The sequence below is a fragment of the Siphonobacter sp. BAB-5385 genome, assembly GCF_002261125.1.
In the GTDB taxonomy this organism is placed as follows: Bacteria; Bacteroidota; Bacteroidia; order Cytophagales; family Spirosomataceae; genus Siphonobacter.
Genome location: NZ_NMPS01000191.1, coordinates 25,492 through 43,686, shown reverse-complemented (window position 1 = coordinate 43,686; position 18,195 = coordinate 25,492). Strand labels below are relative to the sequence as shown.

Annotated in this window: 12 protein-coding genes; 8 read left to right on the top strand and 4 right to left on the bottom strand. The window is 48.4% G+C overall.

The genetic code is table 11. The annotated features are described in order from the left end of the window. Positions 1-589 precede the first annotated feature (589 nt). The 6 genes from tnpA (at position 590) to BWI93_RS19030 (ending at position 8,042) form a co-directional block, all read left to right on the top strand. Positions 590-1,063, top strand: coding sequence for an IS200/IS605 family transposase (gene tnpA, locus BWI93_RS19055; protein ID WP_094814211.1), 474 nt, complete (start codon positions 590-592; stop codon positions 1,061-1,063). A gap of 101 nt (positions 1,064-1,164) precedes the next feature. Next, positions 1,165-2,091, top strand: a complete 927-nt coding sequence (locus BWI93_RS19050) for a polyketide cyclase (RefSeq protein ID WP_094814209.1) — start codon at positions 1,165-1,167, stop codon at positions 2,089-2,091. Positions 2,092-2,262: 171 nt separating this feature from the next. Further along, positions 2,263-3,054 carry a glucose 1-dehydrogenase gene (locus BWI93_RS19045; RefSeq protein WP_094814207.1) on the top strand — a complete coding sequence of 264 codons (792 nt, stop codon included), beginning with the start codon at positions 2,263-2,265 and terminating at the stop codon, positions 3,052-3,054. A gap of 297 nt (positions 3,055-3,351) precedes the next feature. After that, positions 3,352-3,894, top strand: coding sequence for a carboxypeptidase-like regulatory domain-containing protein (locus BWI93_RS19040; protein WP_094814205.1), 543 nt, complete (start codon positions 3,352-3,354; stop codon positions 3,892-3,894). Further along, positions 3,801-6,524: a SusC/RagA family TonB-linked outer membrane protein gene (locus BWI93_RS19035; RefSeq protein WP_369679191.1), complete on the top strand. Its 2,724-nt coding sequence runs from the start codon at positions 3,801-3,803 to the stop codon at positions 6,522-6,524. Before BWI93_RS19040 ends, BWI93_RS19035 begins: the two co-directional genes overlap by 94 nt. A gap of 27 nt (positions 6,525-6,551) precedes the next feature. Continuing rightward, positions 6,552-8,042 (top strand): RagB/SusD family nutrient uptake outer membrane protein, encoded by a 1,491-nt coding sequence (locus BWI93_RS19030; protein WP_094814201.1) that lies wholly within the window; start codon positions 6,552-6,554, stop codon positions 8,040-8,042. Positions 8,043-8,175: 133 nt separating this feature from the next. Here the strand turns inward: BWI93_RS19030 and BWI93_RS19025 are convergent, their stop codons facing one another. Beyond that, on the bottom strand, positions 8,176-9,069 hold the full coding sequence (locus tag BWI93_RS19025; protein ID WP_094814198.1) for an NAD(P)H-binding protein: 894 nt from the start codon (positions 9,067-9,069) through the stop codon (positions 8,176-8,178). Positions 9,070-9,147: 78 nt separating this feature from the next. On the opposite strand from BWI93_RS19025, the gene BWI93_RS19020 reads away from it, so the two are divergent. Further along, on the top strand, positions 9,148-9,519 hold the full coding sequence (locus tag BWI93_RS19020; RefSeq protein WP_094814196.1) for a helix-turn-helix domain-containing protein: 372 nt from the start codon (positions 9,148-9,150) through the stop codon (positions 9,517-9,519). Positions 9,520-9,635: 116 nt separating this feature from the next. On the opposite strand, the gene BWI93_RS19015 is transcribed toward BWI93_RS19020, so the two are convergent. Both BWI93_RS19015 and BWI93_RS19010 read right to left on the bottom strand, forming a co-directional pair. Next, positions 9,636-13,496: a DUF6055 domain-containing protein gene (locus tag BWI93_RS19015; RefSeq protein WP_094814194.1), complete on the bottom strand. Its 3,861-nt coding sequence runs from the start codon at positions 13,494-13,496 to the stop codon at positions 9,636-9,638. Between the two features lie 517 nt (positions 13,497-14,013). Further along, positions 14,014-14,373: a hypothetical protein gene (locus BWI93_RS19010; RefSeq protein WP_094814192.1), complete on the bottom strand. Its 360-nt coding sequence runs from the start codon at positions 14,371-14,373 to the stop codon at positions 14,014-14,016. A gap of 1,098 nt (positions 14,374-15,471) precedes the next feature. On the opposite strand from BWI93_RS19010, the gene BWI93_RS19005 reads away from it, so the two are divergent. Beyond that, the gene (locus tag BWI93_RS19005) at positions 15,472-16,587 is read left to right on the top strand and encodes a hypothetical protein (RefSeq protein ID WP_094814190.1); all 1,116 of its coding nucleotides are present in this window, start codon (positions 15,472-15,474) and stop codon (positions 16,585-16,587) included. Positions 16,588-16,809: 222 nt separating this feature from the next. Here BWI93_RS19005 and BWI93_RS19000 read toward each other — a convergent pair whose 3' ends face one another. Beyond that, the gene (locus tag BWI93_RS19000) at positions 16,810-17,718 is read right to left on the bottom strand and encodes an SDR family oxidoreductase (protein WP_369679190.1); all 909 of its coding nucleotides are present in this window, start codon (positions 17,716-17,718) and stop codon (positions 16,810-16,812) included. Positions 17,719-18,195: the final 477 nt, after the last annotated feature.

Sequence of the window (18,195 nt, the reverse complement as noted above, 5' to 3'; positions counted from 1 at the left end):
CAACGAGCTGCCAACTGCTCCATCCCGCGGTGTTTTGTGATACAAAGGTAAACACTTTTTCTCGAATAGCTAATTTATTTTTACTATTTATGAAAATACTTTTTCTATGAGCGGGTTTGAATGGGTTATAGTACATGCGGAAGGCGTGAAATGTACTATCATATTTTGAAGCGGTAGGAAGAATATATAATTGAAAATCAAGGTATTACCTGATTGAGCACAGGTAGACTTGATCCTTAATCTATGTTGTAGAGTCTTTCCTTGGATTAAAATCCAAGGTTACAGGATGGGTCGAGCCTATGGCTCTTTTTGATTGGGTTGTGAGATAAAGAGGCATCAAGAAAAGTAAGTTCCTATAAAAAAAGATCCAGACAAGAGCCGTAGGCTCGAACCATCCTGTAGGGTAGGGTTTCAACCCTACGTCCTTTTTATCAGCATTTTAACGCCCTTTCTCCACATCTAAAGACAAAACATACCAAGACCAAATCCCACTCCTGACGCTCCTCCCTTCCAACTAGCCTTCAATCAAAATTTCCAATACCCCTTCCAACCCCCCTTTCCCAACCGATACATTAGCCCTCTCAACCCTATGATTAGGGCTAATACCTATCATCAAGTCTACCTGCATTTGGTCTTTGCTGTAAAATATCGGCAGGCAATGTTACACAACGACTGGCGGAAGGAAGTTTTTGCAGTAATCGGCAACCTGATCAACGAATCTGGTTGCCGAACGATTCTGGTAAATGGGGTAGCCGATCATGTCCATGGCCTGATAAGTCTGAAGCCAGTCGTATCGATCTCCGAGTTAATGAAAACCGTCAAGGCCAAATTTTCTAAATACATCAATGACCAGCAACTGACGCCGGAGCGTTTTGAGTGGCAGCGGGGCTATGGCGTCTTTTCTTACAGCCATTCACAAATCGCGAGCGTTTATCATTACATCCAGAACCAGGAAAAGCACCACGCTACGCAGACGTTTCAGGACGAATACCGAAGCTTACTGGAAAAATTTCAGATTGAATTCAATGAAGCGTACGGGTTTCAAAACTTAATGAATTCATAACTGAATGTCTTGTTCTGCCAAGTGATAGAAGTGGTAACTTTGAATCCTCTCTGCATCTCCGATGCCCTCTAGTCCTGACAGGTAAAACGATTTTCTGATTTATGAAAGCTATTTTAGCGGACCGCAGTTTTCGCATTTCCATTCTGGTGACGCTTCTTTTTCTGGGTACGGGCATTGCGTTTCTGTTCCTGGGTCTGGTTAACTATGGTTGGGTTTTATTTATTCTACTACCCATCGTCCTGGGAATTTCCATCGGGGCTATGCCTAACAAGAAGTATCTGCTTTGGGGAGCGATTGGTACAACCGTGATCGTGCTGCTGGCCCTGTATATACCCGGCTTATCCGGATTGCTTTGTATTGTTATGACCCTGCCCCTGATCGTACCCCTGATCTTCTTCGGTTACGTACTTTCGCATCTGGTGAAACGGTATGATCAGATGAAAAGTACCGATCGGGTATCGGTTCTGTTGCTTCCCCTGATTCCGTTCCTGATTGCCGCCCCTGCGGAACATTTTCTGAATACTGACAAAGAAGCCATTATTGAAGTACGGACGGAGCAAGTCTTTCCTTACACGCCCGAACAGGTATACGACGCCATCAAATCCGTCGATACCCTGGATGCTGAAAAGCCCTTTCTGATGCATTTTGATTTACCGATTCCCGTGAAATGTGTCCTGGAAAAAGAAGCAGTCGGGGGCCTGCGGACCTGTTATTTCAAAGGTGGCAAACTTAGTAATTCCGACTTTGGTGGCGGAACCATCGTCGAGAAAATTACCGAACTGAAACGAGGCAAAGTGCTGAAAATGGATGTTATCGACTATAACCTCATTGGCCGGAAATGGCTGGGTTTCAAAGAAGCCATCTATTACTTCGACGCCGTAGAGGGTAAGGCCTGTAAACTAACCCGCATTACCACCTATACGTCCGTACTGACGCCCCGCTGGTATTGGGAGCCCCTGGAAAAACTCGGGATCCGTCAGGAGCATGATTACGTATTTGCCAACCTCACAAAAGACCTCAAACGTTAGTAAAGTTAGACAATCCTGGCCAGACCTCTCTGATACTCAGGGTTAAGGAATCCAGCATTAGATCCGCTCAATATTAAGGTTAAATTATATGTAGATACAGATAATTTTCAAAAGATCTAAACCTTACTGCTGGTAAAAGGGTTATTTAGTAAGTACAATTACTATAATGATATGAAAAAGCTAGAAAACAAAGTAATCGTCATAACGGGTGCGGGCATGGGTTTAGGCTTGGCCACCGCCCTGGAAGCGGCCAAAGAAGGAGCCATCCTATCGTTAGTGGATTATAATGCTGAAGCGTTGGAAAAGGCCCAGCAGCAGATTAAAGAGAGCTACCCGGAAGCGAAAGTGCTGACCGTCGTAGCGGACGTTTCCAGCGAAGAGGCGGTGAAGAATTACGTCGAGGAAACCGTAAATGCATACGGTCGAATCGACGGTTTTTATAACAATGCAGGTATTGAGGGGCGTCAGGCTTCACTGACGGATTACGATCTGAACGTATTCCAGAAGGTGATCGACATCAACCTGATGGGTGCGTATTATGGGCTACGTTACATCATTCCGGTCATGCAAACGCAGGAGTACGGACGCATTGTGAACGTGGCTTCCGTCGGAGGTATTCGGGGTGTGATGAACCAAACGCCCTACGTTGCTACCAAACACGCCGTCAGTGGCATCACCAAGAATGCGGCACTCGAATACGGTCGGTTCGGTATCCTGACCAACGCCATCGCTCCGGGAGCTATCCTGACGCCGATGGTGGCCGAGGCTTTCAATCAGATCAATCCCGAAGATCCGAAAAAGGCCGAAGCCGAATACGCATCGTTTAACCCCACCAAACGGCTGGGTCAGCCCGAAGAGGTAGCGAAACTGGTTGTTTTTCTGTTAAGCGAAGATTGTGGCTATGTGAATGGTCAAACCATCGCCATTGATGGTGGTCAGTCGAATGCTTACGGTTTCGTATAGCGGATATAGTTCATAAGGTAATGCGTGGAATTCCACACCGTTAAACTCCCGTCAACCAGCGTTGGCGGGAGTTTTTGCTTGGTAGCCATCTTAAACTATAGATAGTATGTATTCACTACTTTCATATAAGGATATGTATGGTCTTTGTTGAAAAGACGAAATTTAATTTTATTTTAATATATAAACTTAATATAAGATTTTTCGAATAACTTATTTGACAAATTTTTATTTACCTGCAAGTGAACCTAGTTTTAGGGCTCTTTCGTACTCCCTTACCACTATTAATTCACTCGCTCTATGAGTAAATCTCTACTCAGCTTTCTGTTCCTAGTTCTGACAGGAAGCTTTCTCTATGCACAAACTACTGTAAAAGGGGTCGTGACTTCTTCGCAGGAAGGCGTACCCTTACCGGGTGTCAGCGTGGCCGTAAAGGGCACCACTACCGGAACCGTCACCAATGTCGAAGGACGTTATACGTTGATTGTCCCCAGAGGGCAAACTGTTCTGGTCTTCAGTAACATTGGTTTTACCAGGTCCGAAATCGACATTATTAACAAAACCACGGTTGATGTCATCCTACAGGAAGAATCGCAGGTACTCAATGAAGTAATGGTTGTGGGTTACGGTACCGTCAGTAAGGAAACACACGTCGGATCGTCCGCTCAGGTAAAAGCCATCGACATTGCCAAGCGACCCGTATCCAATGCACTCAACGCACTGGTGGGAGCGGCTCCGGGCGTCAGACCATCCAGTCGGGCGGGGCTCCGGGTTCGGCACCTGCCATTCGCGTTCGGGGATTCGGTTCCATTTCGGCCTCCAACTCTGCTCTGTACGTGGTAGATGGCGTGCCTTTCAACATGAATACCAGCAGTCTCAATCCGGATGATATTGAGTCCATTAACGTACTCAAAGACGCCTCTACAACAGCTATCTACGGATCCAGGGGAGCCAATGGGGTAATCCTGATTACGACCAAAAAAGGAAAGAATAATCGTAACAATCTGAACTTCAACGCATCCGTAGGAACCATTTCCCGGGGCTTGCCCGAATACGAAACCGTTTCGGCTCAGGAATACTATCCCCTGATGTGGGAAGTACAGCGGAACACGCTGCAATACGGTTCGCTGAGAATTCCACAAGAAGTAGCGGGAAGCATTGCGGCTGGTCAGACCACCCAGTATTTGGGAAGAAACTATACGGGCATCTACGATCTGTTGAAGTATAATCCCTTCAATGTGGCGAATAATCAGATTGTTGATGCGAATGGCATATTGAATCCCAATGCCCAGTTGCTGTATCCCGAAGATCTGAACTGGGTTAAAGCCATTCAGCGGGGTGGACAGAGTCGTCAGAATTACAACATCTCCTACGACGGAGGAGCGAATAAATCCGATTACTTCGCCTCGGTTGGGTATACGAAAGAACAAGGCTATTTGCTGAAATCTGATTTTGAGCGTTTTACGGCTCGCGTTAATATGAATACGCAGCCGACCAAATGGTTCAAAACGGGTATTAATCTGAACGGAAGCTACAGTCGGTCTAATACCGACGCTGGTACAGGTGGAACGTCTTTCATTAATCCCTTCTACATCACCCGTTTCATGGGGCCGATTTATCTGGTCTACAAGCATGATCCGGCCACGGGAGCGTATGTGTTGGACAAAGACGGCAACAAAGTATACGATATGGGCGACAGTCGTCCTTTCTCCAGTGGCCGTCACGCCGTCTGGGAAAATGAGCTGAATGACCGAAAAGAAGAAACGGGCATTATCGGTGGCCGGGCGTATGCCACGATCAACATCTTACCCAATTTAAAAGCTACGTCCAACATCAGCTTCGATTTGCAGGATCGTCACCGTCGTACCTACGACAACCCCATTATTGGCGATGGTGCTCCGGCGGGCCGTTCGTACCACTACCTGTACCGGACCATGAGCAGTACGTTCAATCAGTTGCTGGAGTACGATAAATCCTTCGGTAAGCACAACCTGAATGTACTGGGCGGCCACGAAAGTTATACGTACAAATACAACTACATGGTTGGAGCCCGGGCGGGGATCATCGTCGATGGTATTACGGAATTGCCCAACTTCGCCACGGTACTCAACGTTTCCTCGCGGGAAGATAACTACGGGATTGAAAGTTACTTTGCCCGGGCCAGCTACGATTTCGACAAGAAATACGTACTGAATGCGTCGATCCGGCGGGATGGGAACTCCAAGTTTTACAAAGACGTACGCTGGGCTACGTTCTGGTCGTTGGGAGCGGCTTACAACATCGAAAAAGAGGACTTCCTGAAAAATATCAACTGGTTGAGTATGCTGAAACTGCGGGCCTCGTACGGCGTGGTCGGTAACGAAGACCTGGGCGATCTCGGCTATTATCCCTACCAGGGTTTGTATGAATTGGCCCGTAACAACAACGCCGAGCCGGGTTTTACGCAGGCTTCCATTGCCAACTACCAGCTGACCTGGGAGACGGCCAAGAACTTCGACGTTGGCATTGACTTCAGCGTACTACGGAACCGGGTATCGGGTAGCGTGGAGTTTTTCAACCGGGCTACCGACGGACTGATCTTTAGCGTACCCCTGGCCCTGGCGAATGGCGGTACGACCAGTGGAGAGTTTGAAGTAAACCGCAACATCGGTAGTTTATACAACCGGGGCGTTGAACTTCAACTGACGGGCGAGGTGGTTCGGACGCAGGATTTCCGCTACGCCGTAACGCTCAACCTAACGTCCTTCAAGAACAAAATTACCAAGATGCCCGAAAGTCAGCCCCTGATTCAGACGGGTACCAAAGCGTACAGCGTGGGTCATTCCATCTATGATTTCTACATGCGGGAATTCCACGGGATTGATTCGGAAACGGGTTTAGCGATGTACAAAACCAACACCCTGACGACCAACGCAAAAATCGTGGGTGCGGATACGCTGACGCGGGTAATTTCAGAAGCCAACTACCGCTATACCGGCTTTTCGTCGATTCCCAAGTTCTATGGTTCCATGAATCATAACCTGTCCTACAAAGGCATTTCGCTGAGTTTTGTGCTAACGTTCCAGGTAGGAGGTAAAGTGTATGACAACGCGTATCGTCAGTTGATGCACGGCGGCACGTACGGCACGGCTCTGCACAAAGATGCGTTCAAACGCTGGCAGAAAGCCGGTGACGTAACGGATGTACCTCGTTTCGATAACGGCGATGTGGCGAACCTGACCGGCGAAAGCACCCGCTTCCTGACCGATGCGTCCTTCCTGCAGCTCAACAACATTACCCTGGGTTACACGCTGCCCGTGAGCTGGTTATCAGGTATTGGAGCCAAATCGGCCAGTCTGTATTTCGCGGGAGAAAACCTGGCTCTGTTCTCGACCCGTCGCGGTATGAACGTAACGGGTTCGTTCAACGGAACGGTTGACAATACCTACAACTTTAACCGCGTATTGTCCATCGGAGCCCGCCTGGGATTTTAGTAAACCACTTAACAGAAGCATTGAATCATGAAAAATATAGTGAAAAGTGGAATGATGGGCGTACTGGCACTGAGCTTGTTAGCCTCCTGTAATAAAGATTTTCTGGAGAAAAAACCCACCGATCAGGTACTGACGGACGACGCGTTTACCTCGACGAAGAATGCCTGGGCGGCTCTCAACGGGATTCACCGGATTCTGTATTCCCAAATCTTTGGTACGCAGGTACAGGGGGGACAGTCGGGAAATATGATGTATATGGACATTATGGGAGAGGACGTCGTGTTTCCCAATGCCTCCAACAATGGTTTGCTGAATGAGTACCGCTGGATCAACCACCGGAATCCATCGAGTAGCAGTTCCTTCTATAATTACACGTTTTACTACGTCATCATTGGCAACGTAAACATGCTGCTGGCTGGTATCGATAACGCCGAAGGTCCGGAAGCCGATAAAAAAGCCATCAAGGCGGAGGCATTGACGTACCGGGCCTGGGCGTATTTTCAGGCGGTGCAGTTGTACGGGGAACGTTACGTAGCCGGACAGCCGAACAGTGGTCTGGGCATTCCGCTGGTATTAGAACCCAAAACGACACCGACGCCCCGGAACACGGTAGCGGAAGTATACACCCAGATTCACAAGGACCTGACGGAAGCGATTGGACTATTCGATGGCTATACCCGCACCAACAAATCGCACTTTGACATTAACGTAGCGAAAGGCATCAAGGCCCGGGTAGCACTGACCCAGCAGGATTACGCGACGGCGGCTCAGTTTGCGAAAGAGGCCCGGGCCCGGTTTACGCTCATGACGAATGAAGATTATCTGTCGGGTTTTAACAACTACAGCAATCCGGAGTGGATGTGGTCTTCCCGCATTGTGGCCGATCAGACGAATTATTTCTATTCGTTTTTCGCGTACATGTCCAACAATTACAACTCGACGGCCATCCGTTCGGCCCCGAAACTGATTTTTTCTGCCTTGTACGACAAAATTTCCACAACGGATATTCGGAAGAAGCTCTGGGATCCCACGGGCAGGAATACGGCAGAATTCCCCCTGCCTGCTTCCAACTTCCAGCGGTATGCCTATCATTCCAGGAAATTCCGCGTAGCAGACCAATCCCTGAGTATCGGAGACGTTCCCTACATGCGGGTGGCAGAGATGTATCTGATTGAAGCCGAAGCCCTGGCCCGGCAGGGAAAAAATGCCGAGGCAGCGGATGTACTGTACCCCCTGGCCGTTAATCGCGATCCGCAATACGTGAAATCCACAAAAACGGGTGATGCTTTGATTGAAGAAATCATGACGCAACGCCGGATGGAGCTTTGGGGGGAAGGCTTCCGTTTTTACGATTTGAAACGCACCAATGCTCCCCTGAACCGGAACGGTGGAAACCACAATGCGGCTTATAACAACGGCGTATTCGAGGTGCCCGCCGGAGACATTCGCTGGCAGTTTCTGATTCCGCAGGATGAGATCAACAACTCCAACGGGGTTGTCGTACAGAATCCCCAATAAGTAAAGCTTTTTTGAGGCAAAAACCCCGTAAGCTTTCACTTACGGGGTTTTTGCGTATCTAAATCAAAGGTTTCGATAAACGGATGTTATTTTCAATAAGCTCAACCCTTGATAACTAATAACTCGTAAAAACCTATCCTTGCTGATAAGCCCCCGCAAATTCTTTGGCGAAGTCTTCCAGTTTCACGGCTCCCAGAGTAGCCGGGCGGTTTTGCCAGTAATCTTTCTGTAATTTTCCTTCCCGAATGGCTTTGCCCATTTGCACGTACAAATCCGCGAAACCTTCGGGTAAGCCAGCACTAATCATACCTTGCTTGGAATCTTCGTCGCTAAACGGCACCCAGGGCGTTGACTCCTTACCAACGGCTTTGCCTAATACGTCAGCAATTTCAGTCGGATGGCGTTCGTCACTGGCGATATACTGAATGCTATAACCCGTAAAGGACAAATCCAGCAGTTGTTGCGTGGCTACTGCGGCAATGTCGTCGGTATGGGTGAGTACCAGTTTTTCGTCGGTATTACCGAAGTTATTGCCAGCGATACCGGCGTTACGAATCAGATCAATCTGGCTAAACAGGTTATAGAAAAAGTACGAAGGCCGTAACACTTTCACGTTTAGTTGGGAAAGGGCTTCCAGCTTTTCCTCCAGGTAAGCGATGCCGTCAATGGGGCCAGCTCCGTGGCGTAAATCCGCTCCGATACTGCTCAACAGTACTACATGCGTAACCGAACTCGCCGCCAGCACTTTCACATATACATCCGCTACCGTTCGCTGATAGCTGGGATAATCTGCTATCGAAAAATCACTCGGTACCATTAAATACACGGCATTGGCTCCCTGAAACGTTGTTTGCAGAAAGGCTTCGTCGGCAACGGAACCGATGGCGGCAGTAGCTCCCAATTGTTCAATAGCAGATTTCTTGTCGGAATTGCTGCTGATTACTGTAACGTTATGTCCGGCTTTAACCAGATTTTGGGTCAGGGGCCGGCTGATGTGGCCGAGTGAACCCGTAATTACATAGTTCATGGTGCGTTTGTTTTTAGTGGGAGCAAAGGTATCTTTGTACTTACTTTTTGACAAGTACTTACCCTAAAGTATGTACCCATGACCCAGATCAAGGAAACTTCAACGTATAATGCCAATCGGGAAATTGTTTTACAGGAATGTCCGGTTACGTATGTGATGAATAAGATTGGTGGGCACTGGAAACCGATCATTCTGTATCATCTGCTAGCGGGTAGCAAGCGGTACAGCGAGATTCGGAAAGCCATGCCGCATATAACCGAAAAAATGCTCATTCAGCATCTAAAACAACTGGAAGCGGATGGGCTGCTCATTCGGACTGCTCAGGCCGTGGTTCCGCCGGTGGTTACCTACACGTTGACCGAAGCGGGTGAGGAGCTGAAAGGTGTAATCAATGCGATGGCCGAGTGGGCTGGAAAAGATAAAGAGCGATGCGGGGCCAGGCTCCGCTAGTAACGTGGGAGAGTTTTACGGAAACGACTTTTGTTTTCTTCCCCGAAACAGTCCTCTACATACAATAGAAAAAGCAGGGGATCAAATGTTCCCCTGCTTTCTGCCTACTTGCTTCATTACTTAACTACAATCTTATGCGTTCGTACGTGGGCTCGTTCTTCCACCTTCAGCAGGTATACGCCCGGACTGAGATGACCTTCTGCCTTTAAAAGCAAACTACGATCCGTTTCGACCGTTCGCTTCAGAGGGATTCCTCGTCCTTCTACGGTGGACAGCGATACGTTTGCTTTCAACGGCTCATCCAGCGATACCCGGAAGCTGGAACCCTGAACGGGATTCGGATAGACTAGATAAGAGCCATCGATGAGTACAGACTTCGGTCGGTACGGGTGGGGCGTACCATCCCGGTCCACCTGAATGAGTCGGTAATAGCTCGTGCCCTGATACGGTTTCTCATCAACGATTCGGTAGGTATGCTGCTGCGTACTGGTGCCGGCCACCTCGTGTACTTCGGCTACTTTCTCGAACGTGCTCAGATCCAGGCTACGTTCCACGATAAAGGCTTTGTTGTTAAGCTCGCCAGCGGTTTTCCAATTGATTTCCACCGTTTTATTGGTTTGAACTTCGGCTGCGAAACTGACCAGACTGACGGGTGTCGGCTGTTCGGCTGGAATCACATTGGGCTCATTGAGCAGATTCGTATACGCGAATCGTACCTGATAGGGCCATTGTTCGTCGTTGCTATCGTTGTCATCCCAGGCATGTCGCCAGTGCGATTTAGGAGCCCCCGAAACGATCAGCCACAATCGGGTAGCCGTAGTGGGAACCTGGAAACTCAGGGAATCTACGCCCGCATTCGTGGTCATGTCCACCGATTGCATGGGACTGTAGAGGCGGGTACCGTCACTGAGCAACGCCACGAAACCGTACCGCCAGCCAGCTTCCGATACGTAATTAGCCCGGTAGCCACTCGTGCCCGCTAAGCCCTGAAACGAAGCCCGAACGGTCGTGAAGGCATCCGCTTTGGTCCGGCCGCCCGCTACCGCCGTGGGTACATTAAGCTGAATGATGTTATGACCGTAATTTTCCAGACACACGGAGGGATCGATTCGCCAGTAGTTGCCGCCTGCATCGTTGAGTTTGGGCTGTGGACGGGAGGCAATGACACTGGCACCGTAGGACCGGATGCGGCTAAGGTCCCAGCTGGCAAACTTGGCGGCACAGTCATACATTTCGTCGTTGAACTGCTTCTGGCTGATACCCGTAATCCGCTGGTAGGCTTCAACGGGATCTTCCGGCTTGATGGACTGGTTCCACAGGCGGCCAATGATGTCGAGTCCGTGCCGACTGACCCAATAGTCCTGAATGAAAAAATTATCATACCGGGGTGCTTCGTGAAGTAGATGCTTGTGAACCGTATTTAGATAAGCCCAAAAAGATCTGTTATTAAATTGCAGCTCTGGAAACACCTTATACGCCTGCCACTGGGCACATTGTTCCCACCAAGCGTTTCCACCGGAAGCATCAGGCCCAAAACCATACAGCCAACCATTCCAGTCGTAGTTGTCACAGTGTGTTTGATACTGAAAGCAGTGACCGGCTTCGTGAGCGATGGTCTCTGCCGAAGTGAAAGCCCAGGGACTTAACGTCAGTAAGCCAATCATGTCGTCTACGCCGGAGCCGTTGGCTTCCCAACCTGCGGCGTACCGAAGCCGGATGACCATCTTGTACGTATCTGATTTGGAATTACCCCGGGTGATGAACTTGAGCGAGTCTGCATACAAGTCAAAACTTCGCTGAGCGACTTCGAAAGCCTGATTTACATCACACCTGGTGCTGCCATAATAGAGACTATCCGGATTAGTAGTATTAAAACCCTTTTCCCAGACGATGATCCAGTCTTTCGATTCTACGCTTCGCGTATAGCTCCAGTTGTTATCGGGATTGTTCATGTCTCCCATCATCCATCCGGCCATATAGGTCTTCTTGTCGACGTATCGGGTGACGTTTCGTAGGTCGAGCGAAGCCTGCCGCAGCTGCTCTCCGGTCAGCGTCGAATCGTTCAGAGCCGCCGTAGCTCTGCTTATCGCTGGCTGCAGTGTATCTTTTTTAGCGGGAACATTGGTGTACCAGCCCAACACTTTAGTAGCATAGGCAATCGTACGCTGCAGACTATCGTACGTACTCTTCGATCCCAGGGCTGCGGCAATGCTGGCGTTGAGTGTCTGTTTGGCCTGCACCAGATCGCCCGTTACCCGGGGACTGGCTCCGACGGCCTGCTGACCACCGGAGATGGCGGATCGCAGGGATTGCCGGGCCGAAGACTGAATTCGTTCCGCCAGGAGCTGCTGGGCTCTGACAATCCGGTCGTTAATTAGGGCAACGTAGTCGGCATCGTCCAGACCACCCAGGTATTCGAGTCGGAAATGATCCATCAGGGCCCAGGATCCGCCTTGTTGAAAGGTGCTTTTGGCTCCAATGGTAAGCACGTCATTTTCGTCCAAGAGGATGTTTGTCAAGGCTACCTGATAGTTGGAACGATTCGAACCCGTGAACATTACTTCCGCACTGGCCATGGTGTTAATGTAGCCCTTATCAGAGCCACTGCCCGAATAGGGATGTTGGTACAACGAGGGAAAAGGTATGTTTTTCTCCGAGAATTGATTGCTTTGGGCATAGAGTCGGGCATGAATCGTTTCGGTACCAGCGGTATAGGCAGCCCCGGCATCGTTGTGTTTGGGGCGTTCAAAGGCCTGTGCTTTGAGCACATACTTTCCGGCAGGAAGCCCAGCGATGCTTTGGTTGAAGTTAAAGGTTCGCTGGTAAAACTCAACCGCATGATACCCAACCGTACCCCCGCCTTTCCAGCCTTCTGCGTTGTTGTTATCAAAGCCCGGATTGACGATATATTTGGTCATGTCCAGCGGAGCCGTACTGGAGGCATTCGCATAGCGAAAGGCCAAGGTTGCCGCGTAGATTGCTTTAGGAGCTTTCTCAACCTCACTTAACTCCGCATTTAGATTAGCCGCGAGAGCTTTATTCTGGTCAATAACCGCCAGGAACGCAGCCGCTTGGTTGGCTGTACCATTGCCATACACAATCATTGCCGAGTCAATAGCGACTTGTAGCTGGCGGTAGGCCTCAGCCGATACGCGGGCCGGGGCTAACGTCGTTTGCATCTGTACAATTCGATTCGCCAGTTCACCTCCAGCTGCATTTTGCGACAGACTTTGCTGAGCAGCGGAAACCGCACTTTCAAGAGCCGTACGACGGGCGTTCTGCATCTTTTTACCCAGCACCGTGGTGGCTGAATCCACCAGCGTCTGTAGCCTTGCATTCATTAGGTCCGTAGCCGCCCCTTTATAGTGGAGTCGAAAGTTATCACAGGCCATCCAGTTACCGCGGGAATTTTCCGTTTTAAAGCCAATAACGGCGGTGCTGTCGATAACCAGAAAATCAACCGAGTATTCTCCCCTTGCTCCAACTTCGGTTTGAGCGTTATTGGCAAAGACGAAACCGCCCGGCTGGCCCGTATCTGGGTTTTGAGTAATGTTTTGGGCTCCTACTACTAGTGTATATTGCCCGTTGGGCAAACCGGTAATTTTCTGAGAAAGGCTTACGTTGGGCAGGGGCGGGCCGCCTACCCAACGCTCGGCGTAGGTGTTGCCGGCTTTCTGAGGGTTAAAATCCGCGTTGGTTTGTGTATAGAGGCCCTGGTTAGTCCACCCTGTAAAGGAAGACTCGAAACTGGGGTTGACGATTCGAGCCGTTACGTCAACTGGGTTGGCTTTTGGAGCATCGTTTACATGGACTTTTGAGACGTGTACCTTATCAATTCGGTTTGGGTAAGAATTTGTGGCTAGTAGAGTCTTGCCGGGAATCGTCTGGGCAGGTGGCTTAGGGGGCTCAGCCAGGCCTGTAGAGCTACATAGGCTAACCAATAGATTAAAAAGAAGGGCAGGTCTAAAGTGCATCATAAATGAAGAGGTTTGTTTAGAAGCAGAAACGTATTGCTCCTTTTATTTGAATAAGTAAACTTGGAATAAACATTGTGCAATTTTAGAACAGGAAAGGCACACCTACCGAGCCCTTTTTAATCAAAAAAGAGGGTCATTTCAGTAAAATGGGACATTTCACTGTTTCCGGAAGCTTATCAAATGATTTGTATTACTATCAAGGCTTTATCTATTCTATGATAAAGGGCGTTAGCTGCCTGAATGGTAGCCTGCAAGTCGGCCGTATTAGTGAGCTCCGTGACTTCATGGAGGAAAAAGTCGTCATAACCCACCCGACCCGCTAACCACCGGAAAGGGGCCACTACGTAAGCATAGGAGGAAGTATTCGTAGAAACGACCTATTGGCCGTCCACTGCCCATCTCCATTGACCTGGGTCGCATTCAGTACCAGCAACGGTTCTGCTGAGGCCGTTCGCTTGTTGGTTCGTGAGACGCTGGAGTAACCCTCTGAACCTGCTGCCGTACTGGCATTCTGATACTAGGTCTGAAAAGAAATGTAATGGATTTTTCCCGCCTGAATAGCCCGGCCTGTACCCAGTGAACCCGAAGAACTGGAACCTTCATTGGTTGTTCCGACCAGGTATTTGGAGTTGTTTACCCCACCCATAGTCATAACCGTAAATTTACTGGATTGGAGCGGAGCTGCGGCAGACGTAGCGTCCGTCCAATCGCTGAAGCCGTTTTCGAATCCAGGATTTGGAATCAAATTTGTACTTACTATTTTGAATTTTTTTCCGTTGTGCGTAACCGTATCTCCGGGAACATACTGGGCCAAACCGGGAAAGCCATACCACAACACCAGTACAAAGGCATAAAAAATGCGTAAACTTTTTTTCATAAAATTGTTTAAGTGACAAGGTATCAGACGCTTCAAGCCGTTTGCAGCTTGCATACGTTGATAAAAAAAGAAGAGTGGATACGGTACAGATGTTCGGTCTTGGCGGTTATTAGATCAGGGACGAACCCAATGCCTGATGTCAATCCAGAATGAATGCGTTAAGATGATTTATTCCTGCTATAAATGAGTAAGAATAGCGAGTCATGCATTCGGTAAGTATTGATTGTAAAGGGATGGATAAATAATTCAGGGAAAACAGAAGATACCGTCAATAAACCCAAACGGTTAATCGATCAAAACAACTGTTAATGCACTGATAAACAACAGGTTTTCGCCTGTTTAAAAAGAACTGAATGCACTTTTGTATAGAGGTTAACGCATAGAATGACTAGCATTGGACGCGTTAAGGCTGATCAAAGATAGAGGTTCTATTTTTACACTTTATGTAGATTTATCATCACATTTGATACAATCATACCCTCTTGATTTAAACCTAAAAGATGACAAAATGAATACAGAAGTAAGGGAGAATGCTTGCGTAGTTAGGCCGATAAGACTAGATAAATAAGCTAATCGTATACATCTGAGTAGACGTTTATTTGAGTACGTTATTTGGAAATAGTAGTAAAATAGAGGTTTGAATTAACAGCCTTTTTGCAACTGTTAAAATGAATGGACTATACGTTTAAATAGATGGATTTGATTGAATTTCAAGTAAAGCAGTATAAGGCCTTGGTTAAACGGTATTTAGGAAGGGTCACTTTAATTTATTGATAAGCATTACTAAGCGATCTGAAAAAGGAGGAATAATAGTCCCTAAGTCCGTTTTCAGTAAATAGTTGAAACCCATAAAAGTCACTGTACGAATCTGATTTACCTGTGGTTTTCAGAAGACAGATTCATACGGGTAAGAAAAGGGTGTAGGCAAGAGCAACCTTTCGCAATCGGTGACGCTGCCTTGGCCCGATAGCTCTGGAAATAACAAGGTCTGATGCAACAACTCCGCCTGGATACGCATCTGCCGGATGATGAAAAAATAATGGTTTCATCATCGAACGTGCTCAAACCCCTACGGATTTACTCGCTAGCTTTACCTCTATGACCTCATCCCCTGTTCGCGTTACTTCTTCCAGGTTGTATCAATTTGTGGCATCTTTGTTAGCAGCCACTGCTCTGCTCCAGTTACTACTGTTCCCACTGGAATTTTTACCCCATTCCCTGCTGGAGGCGTATGGCTCTTATTTTCCGCACTTATTAGCGGGTACGGTCGGAGTCGCTTTACTGGCTAGTCTGGTATTTGCCTGGCGATGGCAGACGCAGGAAAAAAGTCAACATACTACAAGCGATAAACGTCATGCCCGCTTGCAGTCCATCATCCGTTTCTGGCTGGCTCTGTCGATCTCAAGTTATGGCTTTGCTAAACTTCTGAAAACACAGTTTACTACTCCCGAACACGTTTTGGACCTGCCTCTACAGGCAGTCGATGGCTTTTCCCTGACCTGGTACTACTTTGGCTACTCCTATGCGTTTGCTGTTATTCTGGGCCTTTTCCAAATCGGAGGGTCGATACTGCTACTCTACCGCAGAACCACTCTACTGGGGGTGTTCATCCTCTTACCCGTGATGGTAACGATCGTTTTGATCAACGCTTTTTTCTCAATTAGTCCGGGTGCCTTCTTCAACTCGGCTGTTTTTGTACTCGGTCTTCTGTTTTTGATTCCACCCAAAATGATCCAGGAGGTCTTTGCCTCAGGGGTTCAGCTTCTTTCTTCAGTACCATCACTAGGGAGCTGGCTTAAATATGGCCTGCGATTGGTGCCGGTTGTCATCGCTTTTGTAGCACTTAAGGCCCTGATGGCTCTGCACCCGCAGGAGCAGACGCTTCGGGGAACCTGGAAAGTGGAACAGTTAACTCGCAACGGCAGGATTCAATACCCCACGGATTGGCTAACGACCCCTACCGCCTGGAGCCGAATCTATTTTTCCGGGAATGATGGGTGCGTTTTTAGTCCGAATCCCTATCGCTACGACCCGAGTGAAAGTTTTCACGGAAGCTATACCTTTGATTCGTTGAAAAACACCCTCAGCGTGTCCTTTTATTCTTCAAACGAAACGTTTCAGGCCACGGTCAGTGATTACACGGCCAAAACCATACGACTCAGAGGCGTTATGCTTCAGGATACGCTGGATATGCAACTGGTGCGAGTACGTTGACCCATTCAGTTTTAAAAAGCTCCGTAAGTAGCAAGTCTGTATAACTTGTAGTAGCTTGGCTGAATGATAACGAACGGAGCCGATTATTCAATCGGGCTCCGTTCGTTATCGACGACTGCTTCTATGAAGCTGTTCCTACTGTTTTGTGTAGCGAACTCCCTTTGATCACTGAATTGATTTCTATCATACTATCGGGAAATCTGGGCCGCTTACTTTGATTGATTAAGGATGTCCACCCCCACCAGCAGCTCCAAAGACCTGACCGGTTGAATAACTACCCGTATTATCCGCTAATTGAACGAAGATAGAAGCTAGTTCGGCTGGCTGGCCCGCCCGACCCAGCGGAGTATCGCCGCCAAACTTGACCAGCTTTTCCTGTTCTTGTCCACCACAAACCTGGAGGGGTGTCCAAACGGGTCCCGGAGCCACGCCATTGACCCGGATGCCTTTGGGTCCCAGCTGTTTGGCCAGCGACTTAACGTAAGCTACGTTCGCCGCTTTCGTCTGGGCGTAATCAAAAAGATTTTCTGAAGGATCATAGGCCTGCACCGAAGTGGTAGCGATGATACAGGAACCGGGTTTTAGATGCGAGAGAGCCGCTTTCGTAATCCAGAACAACGCGTAGATGTTCGTTTTCATCGTAGCATCAAAACTCTCTTCGCTAATATCCATAATGGATAAATTACTTTTCTGATACCCTGCATTGTTGACCAGAATATCCAAACCGCCCAGTTGTTTAACGGCCTCGTCAACCAGCTTTTTACAGAATTCCTTATCCGTAATATCTCCGGGCACCGCAACCGCTTTTCTTCCTTCCGCACGAATCAGAGCAACCACTTCTTTGGCGTCACTTTCTTCCGCAGGCAAATAGTTGATGGCTACATCGGCTCCTTCCCGGGCATAAGCAATGGCCGCCGCTCTGCCAATGCCCGAATCGCCACCGGTGATGAGGGCCTTACGTCCTGCGAGCCTATTATTACCTTTATAGGACTTTTCGCCATGATCGGGTAAGGGATCCATTCGGGAAGCTAAGCCCGGATGCGGCTGATTTTGTTTTTTGTAGGGTGGTTGGGGGTATTTTCCCCGGGGATCTTCCAGAGCGTTCAGCTCGTTACCATTGGCGTTTGTCATCGTATTTTTTGCACTAAGTGGAGCACTGATGGCCAGGGTTGATACCGTAGCTCCCAGTCCTTTTACAAGATTGCGTCTTGAGATATTGGTTACTTTCATGGGTTAAATACCTGTTGTATGAAACATTGTAGTAGTAAAAGCTAACCGTTAATGATCTAGCTCTATCTCAATTCTTTACCTGGTATGATTAAACCGTTTTACGCGTCTGAATCTATAGTACCTGGAGCAACCCCGGCGTTGATGTAACGCTGACTTTTCAAGAGTTGAGACCCCTGGGTATTTAAAAAAATCTGGCCAATAAAAACTGACCCTTTATGGGGTTAATTGTCAAACCTACCCCGTTTACCAAAGTGAGTTCAGGAAGTTTTTGCCAGTACCGTCTTTCAGGAGCGAGCGAGAAAACCTGGCTGGTTGTACGCTGCACACGTAATGGCTGGCTTCCAAATGAATAGTCCAGTAGTGCTTGAGAGCCAGCTC

What these genes read in the sequence shown, in the direction of transcription:
- BWI93_RS19025 (WP_094814198.1), bottom strand. Translation starts at nt 9,069, where the DNA reads ATGAACTATGTAATTACGGGTTCACTCGGCCACATCAGCCGGCCCCTG.
- BWI93_RS19015 (WP_094814194.1), bottom strand. Translation starts at nt 13,496, where the DNA reads ATGATGCACTTTAGACCTGCCCTTCTTTTTAATCTATTGGTTAGCCTA.
- BWI93_RS19045 (WP_094814207.1), top strand. Translation starts at nt 2,263, where the DNA reads ATGAAAAAGCTAGAAAACAAAGTAATCGTCATAACGGGTGCGGGCATG.
- BWI93_RS19030 (WP_094814201.1), top strand. Translation starts at nt 6,552, where the DNA reads ATGAAAAATATAGTGAAAAGTGGAATGATGGGCGTACTGGCACTGAGC.
- BWI93_RS19010 (WP_094814192.1), bottom strand. Translation starts at nt 14,373, where the DNA reads ATGAAAAAAAGTTTACGCATTTTTTATGCCTTTGTACTGGTGTTGTGG.
- BWI93_RS19040 (WP_094814205.1), top strand. Translation starts at nt 3,352, where the DNA reads ATGAGTAAATCTCTACTCAGCTTTCTGTTCCTAGTTCTGACAGGAAGC.
- BWI93_RS19005 (WP_094814190.1), top strand. Translation starts at nt 15,472, where the DNA reads ATGACCTCATCCCCTGTTCGCGTTACTTCTTCCAGGTTGTATCAATTT.
- BWI93_RS19020 (WP_094814196.1), top strand. Translation starts at nt 9,148, where the DNA reads ATGACCCAGATCAAGGAAACTTCAACGTATAATGCCAATCGGGAAATT.
- tnpA (WP_094814211.1), top strand. Translation starts at nt 590, where the DNA reads ATGATTAGGGCTAATACCTATCATCAAGTCTACCTGCATTTGGTCTTT.
- BWI93_RS19000 (WP_369679190.1), bottom strand. Translation starts at nt 17,718, where the DNA reads ATGACAAACGCCAATGGTAACGAGCTGAACGCTCTGGAAGATCCCCGG.
- BWI93_RS19050 (WP_094814209.1), top strand. Translation starts at nt 1,165, where the DNA reads ATGAAAGCTATTTTAGCGGACCGCAGTTTTCGCATTTCCATTCTGGTG.